At 73.5% G+C, this 21,773-nt stretch carries 9 protein-coding genes and 1 pseudogene; 2 read left to right on the top strand and 8 right to left on the bottom strand.

What is annotated here, in order from left to right; all coding sequences use genetic code 11:
* Positions 1–792 precede the first annotated feature (792 nt).
* On the bottom strand, positions 793–1,269 hold the full coding sequence (locus ABZ990_RS16275; RefSeq protein ID WP_361231300.1) for a phospholipase: 477 nt from the start codon (positions 1,267–1,269) through the stop codon (positions 793–795).
* A 297-nt stretch (positions 1,270–1,566) separates the two neighbouring features.
* On the opposite strand from ABZ990_RS16275, the gene ABZ990_RS16270 reads away from it, so the two are divergent.
* Positions 1,567–4,518 (top strand): BTAD domain-containing putative transcriptional regulator, encoded by a 2,952-nt coding sequence (locus tag ABZ990_RS16270; protein ID WP_361231347.1) that lies wholly within the window; start codon positions 1,567–1,569, stop codon positions 4,516–4,518.
* 360 nt (positions 4,519–4,878) lie between these two features.
* On the opposite strand, the gene ABZ990_RS16265 is transcribed toward ABZ990_RS16270, so the two are convergent.
* Entirely contained in the window at positions 4,879–5,079 is a 201-nt protein-coding gene (locus tag ABZ990_RS16265; protein ID WP_361231298.1) for a hypothetical protein, read from the bottom strand.
* A gap of 211 nt (positions 5,080–5,290) precedes the next feature.
* Here ABZ990_RS16265 and ABZ990_RS16260 point away from each other — a divergent pair, with 211 nt between their 5' ends.
* Entirely contained in the window at positions 5,291–7,456 is a 2,166-nt protein-coding gene (locus ABZ990_RS16260; protein WP_361231296.1) for a BTAD domain-containing putative transcriptional regulator, read from the top strand.
* A 433-nt stretch (positions 7,457–7,889) separates the two neighbouring features.
* On the opposite strand, the gene ABZ990_RS16255 is transcribed toward ABZ990_RS16260, so the two are convergent.
* The 6 genes and pseudogenes from ABZ990_RS16255 to ABZ990_RS16230 form a co-directional block, all read right to left on the bottom strand.
* Positions 7,890–8,198 (bottom strand): chorismate mutase, encoded by a 309-nt coding sequence (locus tag ABZ990_RS16255; protein ID WP_361231294.1) that lies wholly within the window; start codon positions 8,196–8,198, stop codon positions 7,890–7,892.
* Positions 8,199–8,394: 196 nt separating this feature from the next.
* Positions 8,395–9,318, bottom strand: a pseudogene (locus ABZ990_RS16250) (hydroxyacid dehydrogenase); the annotation flags it as partial.
* A gap of 172 nt (positions 9,319–9,490) precedes the next feature.
* A complete protein-coding gene (locus ABZ990_RS16245) occupies positions 9,491–11,461 on the bottom strand; it encodes an ABC transporter permease (protein WP_361231292.1) in 1,971 nt (656 codons plus the stop codon).
* Positions 11,461–12,273: an ABC transporter ATP-binding protein gene (locus ABZ990_RS16240; RefSeq protein ID WP_361231290.1), complete on the bottom strand. Its 813-nt coding sequence runs from the start codon at positions 12,271–12,273 to the stop codon at positions 11,461–11,463. Before ABZ990_RS16240 ends, ABZ990_RS16245 begins: the two co-directional genes overlap by 1 nt.
* Before the next feature lie 64 nt (positions 12,274–12,337).
* Complete coding sequence (locus ABZ990_RS16235; RefSeq protein WP_361231288.1) at positions 12,338–21,550, bottom strand: amino acid adenylation domain-containing protein; 9,213 nt, start codon at positions 21,548–21,550, stop codon at positions 12,338–12,340.
* The gene (locus ABZ990_RS16230) at positions 21,543–21,767 is read right to left on the bottom strand and encodes an MbtH family NRPS accessory protein (protein WP_361231286.1); all 225 of its coding nucleotides are present in this window, start codon (positions 21,765–21,767) and stop codon (positions 21,543–21,545) included. The genes ABZ990_RS16235 and ABZ990_RS16230 overlap by 8 nt, the downstream gene beginning before the upstream one ends.
* Positions 21,768–21,773 lie beyond the last annotated feature (6 nt).

Raw genomic sequence — 21,773 nt, 5'->3', positions numbered from 1 at the left:
GGCAACCTTTGCGTTCCCCGCGCATGCGGGGGTGCTCCCCGAGAGTCTGGGCGCTGAGGTTGAGTTCCGATTGTGCTCCCCGCGCATGCGGGGGTGCTCCCAGCTCGCCCAGACCGGGCGGGTAACCGTCGCCGTGTCACCCCCGCGGGGGTGACACGGCGACGAGGACGAGATTGGCCTGAAGTGGAGCCTCGCCGTTCGCCCCCTCAGGCCCGGCCCCTTCCTCGCCGTCCGCTCGATCAAGTACCCCGCCCTCCGCACCCCGTCCCACGCACAGATCCTCCCCTACCCCCGCGAGCGCGCCCCGCAGCACCGCAGCCCCGGCCAAGCGGTCGATCGCGCCGTGGAGTTCGGCGTCGGTGAAGTGCTCGTCGAGTCGGGTGCCGTAGCCCGGTTCGGCCATGCACTGGGCGTTGTCGCACTGGCCCCGGACGTACAGATTCAGATCGCCCTCGTGGATGAACTCGAGCTCGGGCAGCGGGCGCGCGCCGCTCGTTTGACCCAGGGTGCATATGGCGGGCGTGTCAGATGAAGGGGCGGCACGCCCCGCATTCCTTGACTACCCGTCAGGCGCTCGGAGCGAGTGGGCCGTCTTCCGCACCGCCCGCCACCGCGCACTCCTCGACCTGTGGACCGTCTTCGGCGCCGCATGAGGTCCACGTCGGCCGAGCCGAGCGAGTCGAGGCTGAACGCACACCGAAACGGCCGCTCGCGGTGCGATCTTCCCGCGAGCGGCCGTCTCCGGCCCGACCGGAGGCAGACCCCAGGTCAGGCCCCGCGTCGATCCCAGGATCAGGCCCCCGCCCTGTTGTCCACCGCCGCGGTGAAGCCGAAGACCTTCACCGCCTGGTAGTAGGTCCAGGCCGTGGCGTCGCACGAGGTGGCCTTCGCGCCCGAGTACGCCGAGCACACGCGCTTGAGGTCGGCGTAGAAGGCGTCGTCGAGGCGCGACTTGTTCGCGCTGAAGGTGCCGGCCTGCTTGTAGTTGCGGTAGCCGAAGTCGTGGCGGGCGCAGGCGGTCTGGAATGGGAACCCGAACGGGTTGTCGGGGGAGGACGAGCAGTAGTCGGTCGACCAGTCGAATCCGTACGCCGACCAGCTGCTCTGGCCGGCCCGGGCGGACACCCAGGAGTTGTAGCTGGCCGCGCTGGTCTGCGTCCATCCGGAGAGCACCTGCGACTTGTCGGCCGGGGCCGCGGCGGCCGGGGTGGCAAGGGCGATCATTCCAGCGATAACGGTCGCGGCGACGGCGGTGAGTTGACGGCGCATCAGGGGTCCTCCCCGGGCAGGGCTCCGGGCTGTCCCGGTGCCGGTGCGCATGAGAGTGGAGGGCTGGAATGTCACGAAACTCCTGCACAACTACACGGAATCTTTACGCAAGTCTTTTCCGTCCATGAGCCAACGAGCGCCTGGGGCAACTTCCTGGACGTGTTCCGTGAGTATCCAGATGGATCTACTCGCCGGTAACTGATCGCATGGCGAGTACATCCATGGAACCCGCACCACGCGCGCACAGGGGGCACTGCAATGCGAGAGGTCGATTTCGGTCTTCTAGGGCCATTGGACGTGCAGATCGACGGTGCGTCCGTCCATCTGGGCGGAGCGCGACAGCGGACGGTGCTGACCATGCTGCTGCTGTCGCCCGGCCGGGTCGTCTCCGTGGACGCCCTCACGGAGGCCGTCTGGCCGGCCGGTGCGCCCACGACCGCCCGCAACCAGATCGCCATCTGCATCGCGGGACTTCGTAAAGTATTCAAGGAAATGGCCTCGCTGATCGTGACGTCCCATCCTGGGTACGTCCTCAATCCGGCGGGCCACCGCATCGACGCGATCGCATTCGAGGACGCCGTCCGCCAGGCCCGTGAACTGGCCCGCAGCGGCAAGAACTCCGAGGCCTGCGACCGCTATGCCGAGGCGCTCTCCTTCTGGCGCGGGCGCGCCCTCGACGGCGTGGCCGGGCCGCACATCGAGCAGGAGGCGGCCCGGCTGGAGGAACAGCGCCTCGACGTCCACGAGGAGTACGCCGGTCTGCGGCTCCAACTCGGCCGCCACCACGCGCTCGTCCCCGAGCTCCACTCGCTGGTGCAGGCCAACCCGCTGCGCGAGCAGGCCCGAGCCCATCTGATGCTCGCCCAGTACCGCTCGGGACGCCGCGCCGAGGCACTGGCCATCTTCCGCGAGGGCCGCCGGCTCCTCGTCGACGAACTGGGCATCGAGCCCGGGCCCGTCCTCCAGGGCCTGCACGACCTCGTCCTGAGCGACTCCCCCGAGCTCACCCAGCCGCCGGCCGACCTGGCTCCTCCCCCGGCGCCCCGCATCGCCGCCCAACTCCCCACAGTCTCCGCCTCCTTCACCGGACGCACCCGGGAACTCAGCGCTCTCGACCGGATGCTCGACGAGGGCCTCGGCCAGTCTCCGCTCGCCATGGCCGCCATCAGCGGAATCGGCGGAGTCGGCAAGACCGCGCTGGCCAACCAGTGGGCCAACCAGATCGCCGCCCGGTTCCCCGACGGCCAGCTCTTCACCGATCTGCGCGGCTACGACGAGGCGTACAAGCCGGTCTCGCCCGCCGTCACGCTCGACCGCTTCCTGCGCGACCTCGGCGTCCCCGCCCCCCAGATCCCGGCCGACCCCGGCGACCGCGCCGCTCTCTACCGCAGTGTGCTCGGCGGCAAGCGCGTCCTGATCGTGCTCGACAACGCCCGTTCCTTCCGCCAGGTGCAGCCCCTGCTGCCCGGCAACGGCCGCTGCTGCGTGATCATCACCGGCCGCGACCTCATGGACGACCTGATCGGCGACTACGCCGTCCTGCGCATCAGCCTGAACGCGATGTCCGCCCAGGAGGCCACCGCACTGCTCGGCGGCGTGGCCGGATCGGAGCGGATCGCCGCCAATCCCGGCGCCACCGAGCGCCTGGGAGAGCTGTGCGACCGGCTGCCGCTCGCCCTGCGGATCGCGGGCGCGCGCCTGGTCGCGAAGCCGCACTGGTCGGTACGGAGCCTGGTCACCCGCCTTGAGGACCAGCGGCGCCGACTGGACGAACTGAGCCCGGGCCAGGGCGGGGTACGCGCCGGATTCCGGCTCAGCTACCGCGATCTGCCCCCTCCGGCCCGCATGCTCTACCGAAGACTCGGCCTCCTCAGCGTCCCCGACTTCGCCTCCTGGGTCGGCGCCGCCCTCATCGACGCCGGTCCCGACGGCCTCGCGGACGCCGAGGACCTCATCGAACAGCTCGTCGACGCACAGCTCCTGGAGGTCGTCGGTTCCTCCGGGCCCGCCACCCGGTACCGATTCCAGGACCTGCTGCGGCTCTTCGCCTGGGAATGCGCCCACGCGGAGGAGAGCCCGGAGGAGCGGACGGCCGCCCTGGAGCGGGCCTACTCCGGCTGGCTCCACCTGGCCGACGCGGCCCGGGTGCGGACGTACGGCGGCACGCACGAGGTCACGTACGGCCGGGTGACATCATTGCCGTTGCCCGACCACCTGGTCGACGAGCTTCTCGAAGACCCCATGAAGTGGCTGGAGTCCGAGCGTGTCGCCCTCGGCGACGTGATCAGCCAGTCCGCCGCCGGCGACCAGTTCGCCGCCTACTCCTGGGCGCTCACCCTCAACGTCACCCCGCTCTTCGAGGCGCACAACTATCTGGAGGACTGGCGCACCTGCGCGGAGCGTGCCCTCGGCGCCGCCACCCGCACCGGGGACGCCCTCGGCGAGGCGACCATGCTGCGCTCACTGGCGACCTTGGCGATCTATCAGCGCCAGTACCCGCAGGCGCAGCCGTTACTCGCCCGCTCCCTCATCCTCTTCGACGAGGTCGGCGAGGTGCACGGCCGCGCCGTCACCCTGCGCAATCTGGCCCTGTGCGCCCGCTTCTCCGGGGATCTCGACGGCGCGACACGCGACGCGGCCAAGGCCCTGGAAGGATTCCGGTCAGCCGGCGACACGGCGGGCGAGTCCCATGTGCTGGGCCTGATGGCCCAACTGGAGCTCGAACGCGGCAACCTGGCCGAGGGACAGGAGCTGTGCGCGCGGGCCATCGCCAAGAGCCGGGAGGCGGGCAGTGTCCGGGGCGAGACCCAGAACACCTACCGGCTGGCCGAGGCCCTGCTGCGGCTCGGCGACCCGGTCGGCGCGGAGCGGGCCTGCCGGACGGTCCTCGAACTGACCCGCGGGGACGGCGACCGGCTCGGCGAGGCGCACGCGCTGCGCGGCATCGGCGAGGCCCGCTGGCGTCAGGGCGACTGGGAGGGCGCGCAACACGCGCTGCTCCAGGCGCTGGAGGGGGCCGAGCAGGTGTCCGACCGGTTCCTGCGGGCCCGTATCGAGGCCGATCTCGGTTTCGCGCTCGCCGTGCACGGGGAACCCGAGGCCGCGGGCCGGCTGGAGTCCGCCCGCGCCGTGTTCGAGGAGCTGTGCACCCCGGTCTGGCAGGAGCGGATGGCACGGGCGCTGCCGACGGTGATCTCCGCCGTCGGCCCCGTCGCACCGGAGGTCCTCATCGACGTACTGGAAGGCTGAGCCGATGTCCTGAAGAGCCGGACATCAGCCGGTGGGCCGCACCGGATTCCCTGAGGGCCGATGCGAAAGCCCTCGCGGGCCGGACCGGCACGAACCTGGCCTGACTGGGCCTGACTGGGCCTGACCAGGCCGGACCGGTGTCCCGGAGGGCGGAGGCGGCATCGCGTCCCGGAGCCGTGACCACGAACGGGAGGCCCGAAGCCGCAGGACAGCGGTTTCGGGCCTCCCGTTCGTGGTCACGGGGGACGATCAGGTCCAGGGCACCTCACTGGTCGCGTCGCCGTCGGCGGTCCCGCCATCCGTGCCCGGCTCCACCGGAGCGGTCCACGGCACCTCGGAGGCGAGCACGGTCCACGGCGACTACGGGGCGGGCGTCGGACCCGTCCACGGCACCTCGGAGGCGAGCACGCTGTGCGACGGCCCGAGGACGGGCGTCGGATTGGTCCACGGCACCTCGCTCGCCAGCGTCAGACCCGCGCCACTCGCACCACCCGCGCCGAGGGCGACGGCGGCGGCCACCGAGCAAAGGAAGCGGGCGACGACGGTGCGGGTGCTGCGCATGGGGACTCTCCTCATCAGGTGCAGGGCCGCCACCGTGGCCGGGGCGATGAGAAGGACACTAGGGATCACCACTGTCGGGCCGATTTCGCTCCGATTTCGTCTCCCCGATCACTGTCCGAATGGCTCGAAATCGATCCGACATCGGGGGAACAGAGCCACGGGCCATCGTGGGGCCGCCGCCCCCACCACGGCCCGTCATCGACAGGAACTCATGGACCTCCAACTGCTTGGCCCGGTCGAGGCCACCCGAGATGGCTCGCGCATCGCCCTCTCGGGAACGAAGATGCACACCCTTCTCGCCGCCCTCCTGCTGGCCCGGGGGCGAGTGGTGCCGGACACCCGGCTCAGTCGGCTCCTGTGGGGAGCCGAGCCGCCGGCCACGATGAGCGCGCAGATCTATACGTACGTGTCACGTCTGCGCAAACTCCTCGACCCCGAAGTCGCCCTGGAGCGCCGCTCGCCCGGGTACGCGATCAGGACCGGGGAGTGCCGCGTCGACATCCTGGAGTACGAGCGTCTCGACCGGTGCGGTCGGCAGGCGCTCCAGGAACGCCGATACGCGGAGGCCTCGGTCCTCCTCCGGGACGCGCTGGAGCTGTGGCAGGGTCCCATGCTGGTCAACGTCACCGAGTTCCTCGCGGAGGAGGAGGTCCCGCAGTGGGAGGAGGGACGCGCCGCCACCCTGGAGAACCGGATGGAGGCCGACCTCGCCCTCGGCAGGCACCAGCAGATCGTGGCCGAACTGACCCGGCTGGTGGCCGATTTCCCGCTGCGCGAGCGGATGCGGGCGCAGCTGATGACCGCCCTGTACCGGTGCGGCCGGCAGGCCGACGCGCTGCATGTCTTCGACGAGGGCCGCGCGGTGCTCGCCGACGAGCTCGGGGTCGACCCCGGCAGTGGTCTGAGGGCCGCGCACCAGGCTCTGCTGTGCGCCACCCTGGACCTCGAACCGCAGGCCGAGGAGCGTACGTCGGTGACCCTGCCGCCCGCCGCCCCCGCCCCAGTCCCCGCCACCGCCGCTCCCACCCCTGCCCCGGCCCCGGCCGCGGCGGCTCCCGGCCCCACGCTCGCCCGTATCCCCAATCCCCGCAGCGGCTCCCCCCTCCCCCTCCCCCACCCGCTCCCCGCGCAGCCGTCGCCCGCCGACGCCCCACCCCTGCGCGCGGTCTTCGAGCAGGCCGGGCAGGCCGGACCTGCCGGACCTGCCGAGCGGGTCGAACAGGTCGAACAGGTCGGGCAGCCCGCGCCCGGCGGCCCCGGCGGTTCCGGCAACCCCGCCGCCGAAGACGGCCCGGCCGAGGGTGACCCGCACACCGCCTCGCCGTTCATGCTGCCGCCCGGCATCGCGGGCTTCAGCGGGCGCTCCCGCGAACTGGCCGAGCTGCACCGGCTGCTCGCCCCCCGCCCCGCCGGAGCCGTCGGCGAGCCGCGCCGCTGCCTGATCACCGGGATGGCCGGCATCGGCAAGACGGCCCTCGCCGTGCACGCGACGCACGCGGCGCGGGACGAGTTCCCCGACGGTCAGCTGTACGCCGACCTGACCGGTGCGGACGGCATCCCCAAGGACCCGCGCGACGTCCTCGTACGGTTCCTGCGCGCGCTCGGCACCGAGCCGCCCGCGTCCGCCGTCCGCGACCTGGAGGAACTGGTACGCATCTACCGGACCCGCACGGCGGACCGCCGGCTCCTGGTCCTGCTGGACAACGCCTCCGAGAGCGCCGGCCTCACCCCACTGCTGCCGGCCGGACCGCACTCGGCGGTCCTCGTCGTCGGTCATGTCCACCTCGCCGCGGAGACCGGCCTCGCCACCCTCGCGCTCGGCGCCATGAACCGCACCGAGTCGCTCGCCCTGCTCACCAGGACCATCGGCAAGGCGCGCACCACCGCCGAACCGGCCGCCGCCGAACGGATCGTGGAGTACTGCGCCGGGCTGCCGCTCGCCCTGCGGATCACCGGAGCCCGGCTCGCCGCCCGCCCGCACTGGTCGGTGGGCCGGCTCGCGCAACGGCTGGCCGACGAGCCGACCCGGCTCGCCGAACTCTCCTTCGGTGAGCTGGACGTGACCGGCGCCCTGGCGAGCTGGCTGCGCCGTACCGGTACCGAGGACCGCGAGGTGCTGACCCGGCTGTCGGCGCTCGGCTCGCGGGCCTTCACCCCGGTCTCCGCCGCGCCGATCCTCGGTGTGCCGCTGCGGCTCGCCGAGGACCTGGTGGAACGGCTCGCCGACGGCCGGCTCCTGGAGCCGGTCCACTCCCCCGGCACGGTGGGCGGTCTGGCGGGCAGCGCCTTCCGCTTCCACCCGCTCCTGCTGCTCCACGTCCTGTCGCTGCCGGTGGAACGTCCCGTACGCGCCGCCGCACTCGCGCAGGCGAGCTGACCCGCCCGGCCCCTGACGACCGCCCGCCCCCGCGCCCATGCGCAGCCCCCAGGCCCCCTTCCCTCTTCGGAATGGGGGCCTGGGGGCTGCGCATGGATCAGGTGTCAGGTGTCAGGTGTCAGGGCGATCTCGTGGTGATCTTCTTGATGTGCTTCTGCCAGGGGACGGGCCGACTGCGCCAAGATCCGCCGGACAGCCCCTCACCCTCGATCAACCCTCGATGGTGAAGATCTGGGGAGCGCTCGTGCCGGCGCGCGTCGTCACCGTCACGTTGTCATCGCCGAGCGCGAGCGACGGGACCTTCACACCCTTGATCAAGGAGCTGTTCTCCTCGGTGTACGTCTCGTCGTCGTGGGACTGGCCACCCTTCCGTGGAACCCTCGTTCCGCTGTCGTGAGGATCCGGCCGGGCCGTGTCCTCACGGGTCAGGGCGTCACGCCGCCGGGCGCGTCAGCGAGCCCCGGCAGAACTCCAGGACCGCCATCGCCATCTTCCCGCCGGGTCGGCCGAGTCGGTCGGCGTAGCGGTTGATGACGACGTTCTCCCGCCCCAGTTCGGTGCGGCGGCCACCGGACGAGATCCGGGCATCCTGGATGGCCTCGGAGAAGGCCCGGCGGCTGTCGAGCAGCCGGAGGATCTCCGCGTCGAGGAGGTCGATGCGGTCGCGCAGACCGGCGATGACGATCTCGGCGGAGGGCGGGGACGCGACGGGCTGGGGGGTCTGGAGGGTCTGGGCGCTCATGTCCGGCGTTCTCCTGGTTCGTGGGCGGGCACGGGCGGGCGTTGCCCGTGGGGCGGTCTGTGCGAGGCGGGTCGCACCATGCGGCTCGTGCAAGTCGGGCCCGTACGGGAACCGCGGTACGGCGCGGCTCCCGTACGGGAGTTCAGGGGCGGTGGGGCGATGGCAAAGGGAGAGGCAGGGCGGATGGCCCTCAGCCGTTGACCGCGTCCGGCACCGGCTCCCCCGCCAGGGCGAGCCGGACCGAGGCGGCCACCGAGGTGCCCGCCTTCTCCTGGGCCTCGGCCGTGCCGGCGCCCAGGTGCGGGGTCACCACCACGTTCTCCAGGCCGAACAGCGGGGAGTCCAGGCAGGGTTCGGTGGCGAAGACGTCCAGCGCGGCTCCCGCGATCCGGCCCTCCGCCAGTGCCTCGTAGAGCGCCTGTTCGTCGACGATGCCGCCGCGCGCGGCGTTGACGAGCCGGGCCCCCGGCTTCATCTTGGCCAGCGCCCCGGCGTCGATCAGACCGAGGGTCTCGGGCGTCTTCGGCAGGTGGACGGTGAGGAAGTCGCTCTGGGCCAGCAGCTCGTCCAGGGTGACGAGCCGCGCGCCGGCGCGCTCGGCCACGGTCTCGTCGGCGTACGGGTCGTACGCGACGATCTCCATGCCGAACGCGGCCATCCGGGCGGCCACCAGGGAGCCGATCCGGCCGAGGCCGACGATGCCAAGGGTCTTCCCCGACAGTTCGACCCCGGTGAAGCGGGACCGCTGCCACTTCCCCGCCCGCAGCGCGGCGTCGGCGGGGGCCACGTTGCGGGCGACGGCGAGGAGCAGGGCGATCGCGTGCTCGGCGGCACTGACGATGTTGGACGTGGGGGCGTTGACGACCAGGACGCCCGCGGCGGTGGCCGCCGGCACGTCCACGTTGTCCAGGCCGATGCCGGCCCGGGCGATCACCTTCAGCCGCGGCGCCGCCGCGATGGCCTCGGCGTCCATGGTCGTGGCGGACCGGACCAGGACCGCGTCGGCGTCGGCGAGCGCGGCGAACAGCGCGGCGCGGTCGGTGCCGTCGCAGCGCACCACGTCGACGTCCGGGCCGAGCGCGGCGACGGTGGCCGGCGACAGCTCCTCGGCGAGCAGCACGGTGGCTCGTCGCGCGGCGGGCGGATCGGCCGGCGCGGCGGTGGCGGCGAACGGAGTGAGCGTGGCGAAGCTCATCGTCGGTCCTCTTTCGGTTCGGTTCGGTTCGGTTCCGCTCCGGCGGGAGGGAGCGGGCGGAGCACGCGGGCATACGGGGTACGGGGAGCGGGGCGTGTCACTGACGGGCTGCCGCCAGGTCCAGGGCCCGGGCGCGCAGCGCCAGTCGGGCAGGCAGCAGGCTGGCGACGAGCGCGAGCGCGAGACCGGCCGCGGCGGCGCCGCCGAGGGCGGACCAGGGCAGACGCAGCGGGAGTTCGGGACCGGCGGTCAGGATCCGGTTGCCGATCAGCATCAGGGTGGCGACCTGGGTGCCGGTGGTGACGAGGAGCGCCAGGGCGGTGGCGGTGAGGGCCGTCAGGAGTGCCTCGACTCCCACCATCGCGAGCACCTGGCGGTCGTTGCCGCCGGTGAGCCGGAGCGTGGAGAAGTCCCGCAGCCGGTCGCCGGTGGACATCATCATGGTGTTGACGATGGCGATCAGGGCGTAGAGCAGGGCCGGGCCCAGGATGGCGATCATCGCGATCCATTCGGCGTGGGACCGCGCGTCGTCGGCCCCTCCCCACGCGTCCGCCGCGGTGACCTTGACGCCCTCGGCGGGATCCAGGGCCGGTGCGGTGGCCGTGTCGGGTGCGGTGAGGAAGGCGGCGGTGGGTCCCCGGTCGGCGGACAGGTGTCCGGCGACGACGGAGTACGGCAGCAGCACTTCGGCGAGGCTCAGCGGGGTCTTGACCAGGGCGACCACGGTGAGGGTGCGGGGGGTGCCGTCGTCGAGGGTGGTGTCCAGCTTGTCGCCGACCTGCCAGCCGTTGGCCTTGGCCAGTTCGCCGGAGACGGCGAGGGAGGATCCCTTGAGGTCGCTCAGCGAACCCGCCTCGGCGGGCAGCCGCCAGGTGGCGGCGGCGTTCCCGTCGATGGCGGTGGCGGACAGGGTGCCCGCGGCGGCGGGCGAGGAGCCGGCCCCGCCGGACAGGCCGTTCAGCCAGGTCGTACGGATGGTGGTGGTGCCCACGCCGGGCAGGGCGCGCAGTTTCTCGACGGTGCCCGGCGCGAGGACGGGGCCCTTCGCGGGTTCGACGACGTAGCGGGCGCTCAGCGCGTCGCGGGTCTGGAGGGTCCGGGCGTCGCCGAAGGTGAGGGTGGAGCCGACGACCGTGCCGGTCAGTCCGATCACCAGGAACATCGGGGTGGCGGTGGAGACGGTGCGCCGTACGGCCGCGAGGGCGTTCTGCCGGGCCAGCAGGCCCACCGCCCCGGAGGCCAGCGGTACGGGCAGGGTCAGCAGCCGGACCAGCGGCGGGATCAGCAGCGGGGCGAACAGGGCGACCGCCATGATGGCCATGACGTCGATGAGGAGCGTCCAGACGGGCAGGTTCTGCGGGTCGCGCAGTTGCGGGTCCTGGTCCATGCCGGGCGGCATGGTGGCGAACAGGGCGAGGACGGTGCCGAAGACGGCGAGGTAGCCGACGGCCCACACCCAGCGGCCGGGGGTCATCACCTTGCCGTCGACGGCCGCGTCGCCGAGGGCCTCCACCGGCCGGACCCGGGCCGCCCGGCCGGCCGCCGCGTAGGCGCCGGCCACCGCCACCGCCACCTCGACGGCGGCGGCGACGAGCAGCGGGGTGATGCTGAAGTCCACGGTGAAGCCCTCGGGGGCGGCTTCCCGGGCGATCAGCCAGCGGGCGAACAGCGGTGCCACGGCGGTGCCGAGGAGCGCGCCGCAGACCGAGGCGGCCAGGGAGACGACGAGCGCCTCGCCGAGGACGAGCAGCCGGACCTGGCGCGGGGTCGCGCCGACCGCCCGCAGCAGCGCCGTCTCCCGGCGCCGCCCCGCGACCGCGAACGCGAACGTCGAGGCGACGACGAAGAGGGAGACGAAGCCGGACATGCCGGCCATGAAGGTGAGCAGTTTCTTCAGGGACGGCGCGGACGGGTCATTGTTCTCCAGGCCCGCCGAGGTGCTGACGAGCAGTCCCGTCGCGGAGATGAGGGCGACGCCCAGGGTGAGGGCGACGAAGGAGCCGGCGAAGCCGAGCCACCGCTTGCGCAGGGTGGCCACGGCCACGGGCAGCAGCAGGGTGATCCCCATCAGCGGCCACCGTCGATCCGGACGGGCCCGGCGGCCGCTTCGGTCTCCGCCGGGGCGCCCTCGGCGGCGGGCTCCGGGCCGGACTCCAGGCGCGCCATGTGCTCGGCCACCCGCCGCGCGGTCGGCTGGTGCATCTCGCCGGTGACGCGGCCGTCGACGAGGAAGAGGACGCGGTCGGCGTAGGAGGCGGCGACCGGGTCGTGGGTGACCATGATGGTGGTCTGCCGCTGGTCGTCGACGAGTTCGCGCAGCAGCTTCAGGACGGTCCGGCTGGAGCTGCTGTCCAGGGCGCCGGTCGGCTCGTCGGCGAAGAGCACCTTCGGGCGGGTGATCAGGGCGCGGGCGATGGCCACCCGCTGCTGCTGGCCGCCGGACATCTGGTTGGGCAGGTGCCCGGCGCGTTCGCCGAGGCCGACCCGGGCCAGCGCGGCCCGTACCTCGGCCGGGTCCGGCCGGCGGCCGGCCAGCCGCAGCGGCAGTCCCACGTTCTGCTCGGCGGTGAGCGCGCCGAGCAGGTTGAACGCCTGGAAGATGAAGCCGATCCGGTCCCGGCGCAGTTCGGTGAGGGCCTTCTCGCCGAGCGGGCCGAGTTCGACCTCGTCCACGACGACCCGCCCCGTGTCGGGGCGGTCGAGTCCCGCCGCGCACTGCAGCAGGGTGCTCTTGCCGGACCCCGAGGGTCCCATCACCGCGGTGAAGGTGCCGTGTTCGAAGGTCACCGAAATATCGTCGAGGGCGCGTACCTGCGCCGCCGAGCCCGCCGCGTAGAGCCGGCTGACCTGTTCGAGTCGGACTGTCTGGTTGTCGTTCATACCCCAACACCTATCAAGTGATCTTGTACTGGACGGGCCCAACCGGCTTCGCCTTCAAGGTGGTTCAGTACCCGCCTGCCGACGAGAACGTACCGGCGGCCGCCGGACTGTCCTGCCCGGCCGCCGTGCCGGCCGGCGGCTGTTCGAGCCCGCCCACCGGCGTCCCGCTCGCGTCGGCGACCGCCTGGAGGATCCGGGCCATCCGGTCCAGCAGGGCTGTCGCCTCTTCGTGCCGGTAGACGTCCGGGAGGTAGCCGAGGTGCAGTCCGAGCCGGGTCGAATCCAGTCCCGGCACCGCCTGCATGCGCAGCGGGTAGTGGGTGGCGTCCTCGCTGTCGCCGCCGGTCAGCCGCAGCCCGCCGGGGCCCTCGCCGGCCCGGCCGAGCAGCGCGGCGGAGTCCAGCGGGGTGTTCTTGACGACGGTCGTGGTGTCGAACAGCGGCCCGTTTCCGGCCAGTCGCTGGATGTCGCCGAGGCCCAGGTGGTGGTGGGGCAGCAGGGCCGCCTGTTCCTCCTGGATCCGGGCGAGCAGTCCGCCCAGCGACTCCTCGGGGTCCAAACGGACCCGTACCGGGAGGGTGTTGATGAAGTTGCCGACCATCCGTTCGATGCCGGGAACCTCGGGCGTACGGCCGGAGACCGTCGAGCCGAAGACCACGTCGTCACGGCCGGTGTGCCGGGCGAGGACGAGGGCCCAGGCGGCCTGGACGGCCGTGGACAGGGTGATTCCGGCGGCGCGCAGACCGGCGTGGAGCCGGGTGGTCAGATCCGCGGAGAGCTCGATCCGTACCGACCGCTGGGGCCGCGCCTCCTCCTCGGCGATCCCGGGTGCGACCATGGTCGGCTCGGCGAGGCCCGCGAGGGCGGTCCGCCAGGCGGACTCGGCGGTGGCGCGGTCGCGGCCGGCCAGCCAGCCGAGGTAGGCGCGCACCGGCGGGGCCGGGGGCAGGGTGCCGCTCCCGTCACGCTCGGCGTACAGGGTGAAGAGCTCTTCGACCAGGATCGGTACCGACCAGCCGTCCCACAGGATGTGATGGGCCGTCAGCAGCAGGCGATGCCGGCCGCCGGGCAGGGCGATCAGCGCCATCCGCAGCAGCGGCGGGGCTTCCAGGTCGAAGGTGTACGCCCGCTCGGCGTCGGCCACTTCGAGAGCGCGGGCGGCGGCCGCGGCCTCGTCGTCGGCGCCGAGGTCGACCCACAGCCAGGGCAGCACCGCTCGGGCGTGCACCACCTGCACCGGGCGGTCCGTGTCGTAGTGGAACCCGGCCCGCAGCGCCGGCTGGCGCTCCAGGAGCCGCTCGGCCGCGGCCCGCAGGGCGTCCGCGTCCAGCGGGCCCTGAAGATCGAGGGCGAGCTGGGTGGTGTAGACGTCGGGGCCGTCGCCGTCGTCGTCGCTCAGCAGCGAGTGGAAGAGGAAGCCCTCCTGGAGCGGGGTGAGCGGCAGGACGTCGACGAGGTCCGGGTCGGAGCGCGTCAGCACCTCCGTCTCCTCCTCCAGGCCGGGGAACGGCCCTTCGAGGTACGGAACTTGCGCCTGCTCCCCCTCGCGCTCCTGGTCCGTCGCCGCCTCGGCGATCGAGGCCAGCGCGCTGGGGGTCCGCTGGACGAACACGTCGCGCACGCTGAGCGCGAGCCCCGTCGCCCGGGCCCGGGACACCAGTTGGATGGCGGTGATGCTGTCGCCGCCCAGGTCGAAGAAGGAGTCGTCGGGTCCGGCGGCCGGGTTCCCGAGCAGCTCGGCGAACAGACCGCACAGCAGGGCCTCTTCGGAGGTCGCCGGGGCCCGGCCGGCGCCCTCGGCCGTGACGGACCTCGGCGCGGGCAGCGCCTTCTGGTCCACCTTTCCGTTGGCGGTCAGCGGGAGTTCGGCGAGCGTCACGAAGGCCGAGGGGACCATGTAGTCCGGCAGCGAGGCGCCGAGGAAGGCGCGCAGGGCGGGGACGGCCACGTCCTGGCCGACCGTGTAGGCCACCAGCCGCTTCGCGCCCGGCCGGTCCTCGCGGACCACGACGGCGGCCCGCTCGATGCCCGGGTGGGCGGTGAGCGCCGACTCGATCTCGCCGGGCTCCACGCGAAAGCCCCGGATCTTGACCTGGTGGTCGGTGCGGCCGAGGTAGTCGAGGGTGCCGTCGGCGCGCCAGCGGGCCACGTCGCCGGTCCGGTACATGCGCGATCCGGGGGCGCCGAACGGGTCGGCGACGAAGCGGTCCGCCGTCAGGTCGGGCCGGCCCAGATAGCCCCGGGCGAGACCGGAGCCGGCCAGGTAGAGCTCGCCGGGGGTGCCGGCCGGGACCGGCTGGAGGTGCGCGTCGAGCACATACGTCCGGGTGTTGGCGATCGGGCCGCCGATCGGCGCGAGCACCGGGCCGGCCAGCGGGGCGCTCATGCTGGCGCAGACCGTGGACTCGGTGGGGCCGTACGCGTTGACCATGCGCCGGCCCCGGGACCAGCGGTCCACCAGGTCGGGCGCGGTGGCCTCGCCCGCCACCACCAGGGTGGAGCCGGGCGGCAGGCTGTCCTCGGGCATCACGGGGAGCGCCGAGGGGGGCAGGGTCACATGGGTGACGCCGTGCCGGGCGATCAGCGCGGCCAGGGTCGGGCCGGGCAGCAGCTGGTCCGCGTCGCCGAGGACCGCGCGGGCTCCGGTGAGCAGGGCCATGCACAGCTCCCACACCGCCGCGTCGAAGCTGGGCGAGGCGAAGAGCAGGACCCGGCTGTCCGGGGTGACGCCGAGGCCGGCCCGCTGGGCGGCGACCATGGAGGCGATGCCCCGGTGGGTGACGACGACGCCCTTGGGGCGGCCGGTGGAGCCCGAGGTGTAGATGACGTACGCCGGGCGGCCCGCGTCGCGGGGCACGGCGAGGCCCCGGCCCGAGCGGTGGTCGTACGCTGTGCGGTCGATCAGCAGCCGGGGCGCCTCGGAGCGGGGCAGTCCGCCGTCGGCCACCGCGCTGCTGGTGACGACCAGGCAGGGCGCGGAGTCGGCGAGCATGTAGGCGAGCCGGTCGGCCGGGTAGTTCGGGTCCAGCGGGACGAACGCGGCGCCCGCCTTGAGCACGGCCAGCTGGGTCACGACCAGGTCCACGGACCGGTGCAGGGCGATGGCGACGAACCGCTCGGGTCCCGCGCCGCGCCGTACGAGCAGCCGGGCGAGCCGGTTGGCGCGGGTGTTCAGCTCGCGGTACGTCAGTTCGGTGTCCCCGTGGACCAGCGCGACGGCGTCGGGCGTACGGGCCACCTGGGCCTCGAAGAGGCCCGGGATGGTGTGGGGCAGGGCCGCTTCCGGGATGTCGGTGGCGTTCCAGCCGGTGACCAGGAGCGCACGCTCGGCGGGCGGCAGGACGTCCAGCCGGCCGACGGGCGTGCCGGGCCGCTCGGCGATGGCGGTGAGGACGGTGAGCAGCCGGTCGGCGACCCCGCGGGCCTGGTCCGCGTCGAGCAGGTCGCTCTGGTGGTCGAGCCGGAAGTCCAGTCCGTCGGCACCCGGCCGGGCGACCATGCCCAGGGTGTAGTGCACCGCGTCGTGGCCGTCGACGCCGTCGAGCACGAGGCCGGAGCCCGCCGTGGCGGCGGCCAGCGCGGACACGTCCAGCGGATAGTTCTCGAAGACCATCGCGGTGTCGAACAGCGCTCCCACACCGACGAGTTGCTGGATCTCGGAGAGCCCGAGGTGCTGGTGGCCGAGGAGCGCCGACTGTTCCCGCTGCATCCGCTCCAGCAGGGCGCCGAGGGTCTCGTGGCCGTCGAGGCGCAGCCGTACCGGGACGGTGTTGATGAACAGGCCGGCCATCGCCTCGACGTCGGGCAGTTCGGCCGGGCGGCCGGAGACCGTGGCGCCGAAGACGACGTCGTCGCGGCCGGTCAGCCGGGCCAGGACCAGTGCCCAGGCGCCCTGGAGCACCGTGTTGAGGGTGATCCCGGCCGTCCGGGCCCGCTCGGCGAGCGCGTCGGCGACGGTCGCCGTCAGCGTGAACTCCAGCCGTCCGGGCACGGTCGGGGTGCGTCCCGGGTCCGAGGGCCGGACCAGGGTGGGCTCCTCGACCCCGGCGAGCGCCTCGCTCCAGGCGGCGCGGGCCGCCTGCCGGTCGGTGCCGGCGAGGTGGGTGAGGAAGTCGCGGTACGGGCGGACCCGGGGCAGCGGCGAGGGGGCGGTCCCGGCCGCGTACAGGCTCAGCAGCTCGCGGACGAGCACCGGCATGGACCAGCCGTCGAGCAGCAGATGGTGGTTGGTCAGGAGCAGCCGGTGGCTTTCCTGGCCCGTTCTGACCAGGGTGAAGCGCAGCAGCGGACCCTCGTCGGGGGTGAAGCCGATGGCGCGCTCGGTGGCGGCCAGGGCGGCCGCGGCGGCGCTCCGCTCCTCCTCGGGCAGGTGGGTGAGGTCGTCGGCGGCCCAGGGGACGCGGATCTCGCCCGGCACGGTCTGCGCGGGCCGGTCCAGGCCCTCGTGGTGGAACTCGGCGGCGAGGTGCGGGTGACGGGCCAGCAGGGTCTCGGCGGCGTGGCGCAGCCGGGCCGCGTCGAGCGGGCCGTTCAGGACGAGTTCGATCTGGGCGGTGTAGATGTCGCTGTCGCCCGCCTGGAGGCTGTGGAAGAGCAGGCCCTCCTGGAGCGGCGAGAGCGGCAGGATGTCGGTGAGGCCGGGTCGGCGGCGTTCCAGGAGTTCGATCTCGGCCTGGGTGAGCACCGCCGGGGCGATGTCGCAGGGAGTACGTCCACCGGCGCCCGGGCGGGTGCCGTGGCGGGCCAGTTCGTCCAGGGTCTCGAACCACAGGGCGGCGAGTTCGGCCACCTCGGGCTCGGTGAGGAGGTCACCGGCCCAGCTCCAGCGCGCGACGAGTTCCGGTCCGGCGGGGCCGTCCTGGGTCAGAGCGTCGAGTTCGAGGACGTGGCCGAGCGGCATGCCGGGCAGGCCGCCGGGGATGCCGTCGCCCAGGCGCGGAATGACCGCCCAGTCGGCGGCGGTGGCGGGCGCGGAGAAGCGGCCCAGGTAGTTGAAGCCGATCTCGGGGCCGGCGAGCGGGGCCAGCCGGGCGCCGGTCCGCGGGTTCAGATGGCGCAGCAGGCCGTAGCCGATGCCCTTGCCGGGGACGGCGCGCAGCTGTTCCTTGACGGCCTTCAGGGCGGCGCCGGGGTCGTGGTCCGGGTCGGCCGGGGCGTCGAGCAGCACCGGGTACATGCTGGTGAACCAGCCGACGGTGCGCGACAGATCGGCGCCGGGTACGGCCGACTCCTCACGGCCGTGGCCCTCCAGGTCGACGAGGACCGGCCCGCCGTCGTCGCGCCAGCGCCGGCAGGCGAGCGCGAAGGCGGTCAGCAGGACGTCGTTGACCTCGGCGTGGAACGCGGCCGGGACGGTGGTGAGCAGGGCGTGCGTGGCCTCGGCGGGCAGCCGCAGGGTCAGCCGGCCCACGGTGGCCAGGGTGTCCCGGTCCGGGTCGAGGGCGCGCTCCGCGAGCGGGGCGCCGCCTCGGGAGAGTACCTCGCTCCAGTACGGCAGTTCGGCCTCGCGCTCCGGGGAGACGGCCGCGTCGGCGAGCCGGCGGGCCCAGGTGCGCAGCGAGGTGCCGACCGGGTCGATCCGGGGGGTCTCGCCACGGGACACCGCGGCCCAGGCCTCGGCCAGGTCGGAGGCGAGGACGCGCCAAGACACGCCGTCGACCGCGAGGTGGTGGACGACGAGGACCAGCAGGCCCGGCTGTCCGGTGCCCCGGTCGAGCCAGACGGCGCGGAGCATGCCGCCGGGCTCGCGCGGGGCGAGGGTGGCGAGCGCGGCCCGTCCCTCGGTGTCGGCGAGGGCGTCCAGCGCGGTCTCGTCGAGTCCGGTCGCCTCGACGCGGCGGACGGCGGCCGAGGCGTCGGCGGAGCCGACCGGTCCGACGACGAGTGCGTGGTCGGTGCGGTGGGCGCGCAGCGCGTCGTGACGGTCGAGGACGGCCTGGACGGCGGCCACCAGGCGGGGCAGGGTCAGTTCGCCCGGAACCCGCAGCACCACCGACTGGTTGTAGCCGTCCTGCGGGCCGCCGCGCTCGTCCGACCAGCGCATCACGGGGGTCAGCGGCAGCTCGCCGAGGCCCGCGCCCGGGGCCTCGGCCGGCCGGGTGGCCGGCTCGGTGGCGGCCTCGGCGAGGGCGCCGGGGGTACGCAGCCGGAACACCTCGCGCGGGCTGAGCACGAGTCCGGCCCGGCGGGCCTGCGAGACCAGCTGGATGGCCATGATGCTGTCGCCGCCGAGGTCGAAGAACGAGTCGTCGGCGCCGACCCGTTCGACCCCGATGACGTCGGCGAACAGCGCGCACAGCGTCTCTTCGCGCGGGGTGGCCGGGGCCCGGCCCGTGCCGGAGCCGCCGGCGGCCGGGGCGGGCAGCGAGCGGGTGTCGAGCTTGCCGTTGGCGGTCAGCGGCAGCACCTCGAGGGTGACGAAGGCCGCCGGGACCATGTGCGCGGGCAGCTCCGCGCCGAGCGCGCCGCGCAGCTCTCCGTCGGTGAACGCGGCGCCCGGGGCGGGCACCACATAGGCGACCAGTCGCTTGTCGCCGGGGCGGTCCTCGCGGACGACGACCGCCCCGCTCGCGACCTTCTCCTGGGCGAGCAGGACGCTCTCGATCTCGCCGAGTTCGATACGGAAGCCTCGGATCTTGACCTGGTGGTCGGCGCGGCCCAGGTATTCGAGTCCGCCGTCGGCGTGCCGGCGGGCGAGGTCGCCGGTGCGGTACATGCGTGAACCGGGCGCGCCGAAGGGGTCGGCGACGAACCGGTCGGCGGACAGGTCGGGGCGGCCGAGGTAGCCGCGGGCGAGTCCGGCGCCCGCCACGTACATCTCGCCGCGCTCGCCGACCGGGGAGGGCCGCAGCGCGGTGTCGAGGACGTAGATCCTCAGGTCGGGGATGGCGTGGCCGATGAGGCTGCGGGTCTGGCCCTCGGTGGCGGCCTCGTCGAGCGCGAGATGGCTGACGTGCACGGTCGTCTCGGTGATGCCGTACATGTTGACGAGGACGGCCTCCGGGTGGGCCCGCTGCCAGGGGCCGAGCCGGCCCAGGTCGAGGGCCTCGCCGCCGAACACGACGCGACGCAGCGCCAGTTCGCCGACCGGCTGCTCGGCGTCGGCCCGCATCAGCTGGTAGAACGCCGACGGTGTCTGGTTGAGGACGGTCACCTGCTCCTCGGCGAGCAGCGCCAGGAACTCCTGCGGCGAGCGGCTCACGGCGTGCGGGACGACGACGAGCCGGCCGCCGTACAGCAGCGGGCCCCACAGCTCCCAGACGGAGAAGTCGAAGGCGTAGGAGTGGAAGAGGGTCCACACGTCCTCGGACCCGAAGTCGAACCAGTGGCCGGTGGCGGTGAACAAGCGCACGACGTTGCGGTGCGGGATCACCACGCCCTTGGGGCGGCCGGTGGAGCCGGAGGTGTAGATGACGTACGCCGGGTTGCCGGGGGTCAGCGGGGCCGTCCGGTCGGCGTCCGTGAGGGAGGCCGGGTCCGTGGCGGCGAGTTCGGCACGGGTGTCCGCCGCGTCCAGGACGAGCAGCGGCACCTCGGTGTCCGGCAGCGCGTCCACACCGTCCAGGGTGGTGACGACCAGGGCCGGGGCGGCGTCCTGAAGCATGTACGCGAGGCGGTCGGCCGGGTAGTGCGGATCCATCGGCACATAGCCGGCGCCCGCCTTGACGACCGCGAGGAGCGCCGTCACCAGGTCGGCCGAGCGTTCCAGGGCGACCGCGACGTACCCTTCGGGGCCCGCGCCCCGGGCGGCGAGCAGCCGGGCGAGCCGGTTGGCCCGCTCCTCCAGCTCGGCGTAGGTCAGGGACTCGGAGCCGTGGCTGACGGCGATCCGGCCGGGGTGCCGGGCGGCCTGCTCCTCGAAGAGCGCGGCGAGCGTGCGGTCCTCGGCGGGCACCTCGGTGTCCGGGGTATTGAAGCCGGTGATCAGCCGGTCGGTCTCCGTCCCGGGCAGCAGCTCGATCCGGCCGACGGGGAGGCCGGGCGCGTCGAGGGCCGCCTGCACGAAGTGCAGGAAGCGGTCCTGGTGGGCGGCGACGGCGTCGATGTCGCAGGTGTCGGGGGCGGCGTCGAAGTCGATCCGGATGCCCTGCTCCTCGCCCAGGTCGTAGACGCCGATGGACAGGTCGTCGACGGGGCCGTTGCTCAGGTTGTGCTGTACGCCGGGCTGTCCGAGGAAGCCCATGCCCGGCGCGAACGCCATGATGTTGACCATGGGGGCGGCGATCCGGCGCCCGCTCTCCCCGCGGGACAGGTCGCGGCACAGGTCCTCGTAGCGCGGCAGCTGGTGGGCCAGCGCGGCCTTGACCTCGGCGCGGACCCGGGTCATCAGCTCGCCGATCCCGTGCTCCGGGCGGACCGTCAGACGCAGCGGGACGATGTTGGAGACCATGCAGGGGGTGCGGCGGGTCGGCCCGGTGGTGCGGCCGGTCACCGGCAGGCCGAGGACCAGCTCGTTTCTGCCGGACGCGCGGTGCACATAGGCGGCGACCAGCGCGATCATCAGCATCGACCAGGAGGTACGGGCGGATCGGGCCGCGTCCCGCACCCGCTGGGACTGCCCCGGCGTCAGGCGCACGCTGCGCCGGATGAACGGCTCGCCGGCCGGCTGTCCGGCCGGGTTGTCCTCGCGCTCGCCGATCCGCGGGGTGTCCGGCAGTCCGGCCAGCCGCTCGGCCCAGTACGCGGTGTCGTCGGCGGCGGCCCGCGAGTCACGGTAGGCGGCGTCCTCCGCCAGGATCTCCGCGAGCGGCGCGAAGGGGCCGGTCTCCCACGGGCTGCCGGCCAGCGCCTGGGTGTACAGCTCGGTGAGCCGGTGGTCCAACAGGGCCGCGGCCATACCGTCGAGAATGATGTGGTGGTAGCGCTGGTAGTACACGAAGTGCTCGGGGCCCAGCCGGAGCACGGCCACCGTGTGGACGCTGCCGCCGGCCAGGAGGTCGACCGGGGTCCGCAGGTCCTCGTCCATCCACGCCACGGCGGCGGCCATCGGGTCGGCCTGCCCGGTCAGGTCGACCAGGACCAGCGGGCGGATGTCGGCGACGGCATCCAGCACCTGGTACAGGCCGGTGTCATCCTGCTCGATCCGGGCGGTGCGCAGCAGGTCCGCCTCGGTGGCCAGCCGGGTCCAGGCGGTCTTCAGGACCTCCAGGTCCAGCGGCCCCTGGATCTCCTTGTATTCGGCGACGTTGTAGCGGCGGCCGGTCGGGTCCATCACATGGGCGAACCAGATGCCGCGCTGGGCCGCCGAGAGCGGCAGCCGGGTGACGAGATCAGCCATGGTTCGGCCCCGCCACCGTCGCGCGCAGGCTCAGCGGCCGCAGATCGGTCCAGTGCGTGTCGACGAATTCGACGCACGCGGCCCGCCCGGCCTCGGCGAGCGCCACCGTCCAGCCCTCGGGCACCTCGGCGAACGCCGGCCAGAGGGAGTACTGCTCCTCGCCGTTGACCAGGACGTGGAAGAGGCCGTCCTGGTCGTCGAAGGGATTGTTCGCCATGGGGAG

The organism is Streptomyces sp. NPDC046203, assembly GCF_040646255.1.
GTDB lineage: Bacteria > Actinomycetota > Actinomycetes > Streptomycetales > Streptomycetaceae > Streptomyces.
This window is presented reverse-complemented; position numbering and strand designations above follow the sequence as displayed.

What these genes read in the sequence shown, in the direction of transcription:
- ABZ990_RS16235 (WP_361231288.1), bottom strand. Translation starts at nt 21,550, where the DNA reads ATGGCTGATCTCGTCACCCGGCTGCCGCTCTCGGCGGCCCAGCGCGGC.
- ABZ990_RS16260 (WP_361231296.1), top strand. Translation starts at nt 5,291, where the DNA reads ATGGACCTCCAACTGCTTGGCCCGGTCGAGGCCACCCGAGATGGCTCG.
- ABZ990_RS16265 (WP_361231298.1), bottom strand. Translation starts at nt 5,079, where the DNA reads ATGCGCAGCACCCGCACCGTCGTCGCCCGCTTCCTTTGCTCGGTGGCC.
- ABZ990_RS16230 (WP_361231286.1), bottom strand. Translation starts at nt 21,767, where the DNA reads ATGGCGAACAATCCCTTCGACGACCAGGACGGCCTCTTCCACGTCCTG.
- ABZ990_RS16245 (WP_361231292.1), bottom strand. Translation starts at nt 11,461, where the DNA reads ATGGGGATCACCCTGCTGCTGCCCGTGGCCGTGGCCACCCTGCGCAAG.
- ABZ990_RS16275 (WP_361231300.1), bottom strand. Translation starts at nt 1,269, where the DNA reads ATGCGCCGTCAACTCACCGCCGTCGCCGCGACCGTTATCGCTGGAATG.
- ABZ990_RS16255 (WP_361231294.1), bottom strand. Translation starts at nt 8,198, where the DNA reads ATGAGCGCCCAGACCCTCCAGACCCCCCAGCCCGTCGCGTCCCCGCCC.
- ABZ990_RS16240 (WP_361231290.1), bottom strand. Translation starts at nt 12,273, where the DNA reads ATGAACGACAACCAGACAGTCCGACTCGAACAGGTCAGCCGGCTCTAC.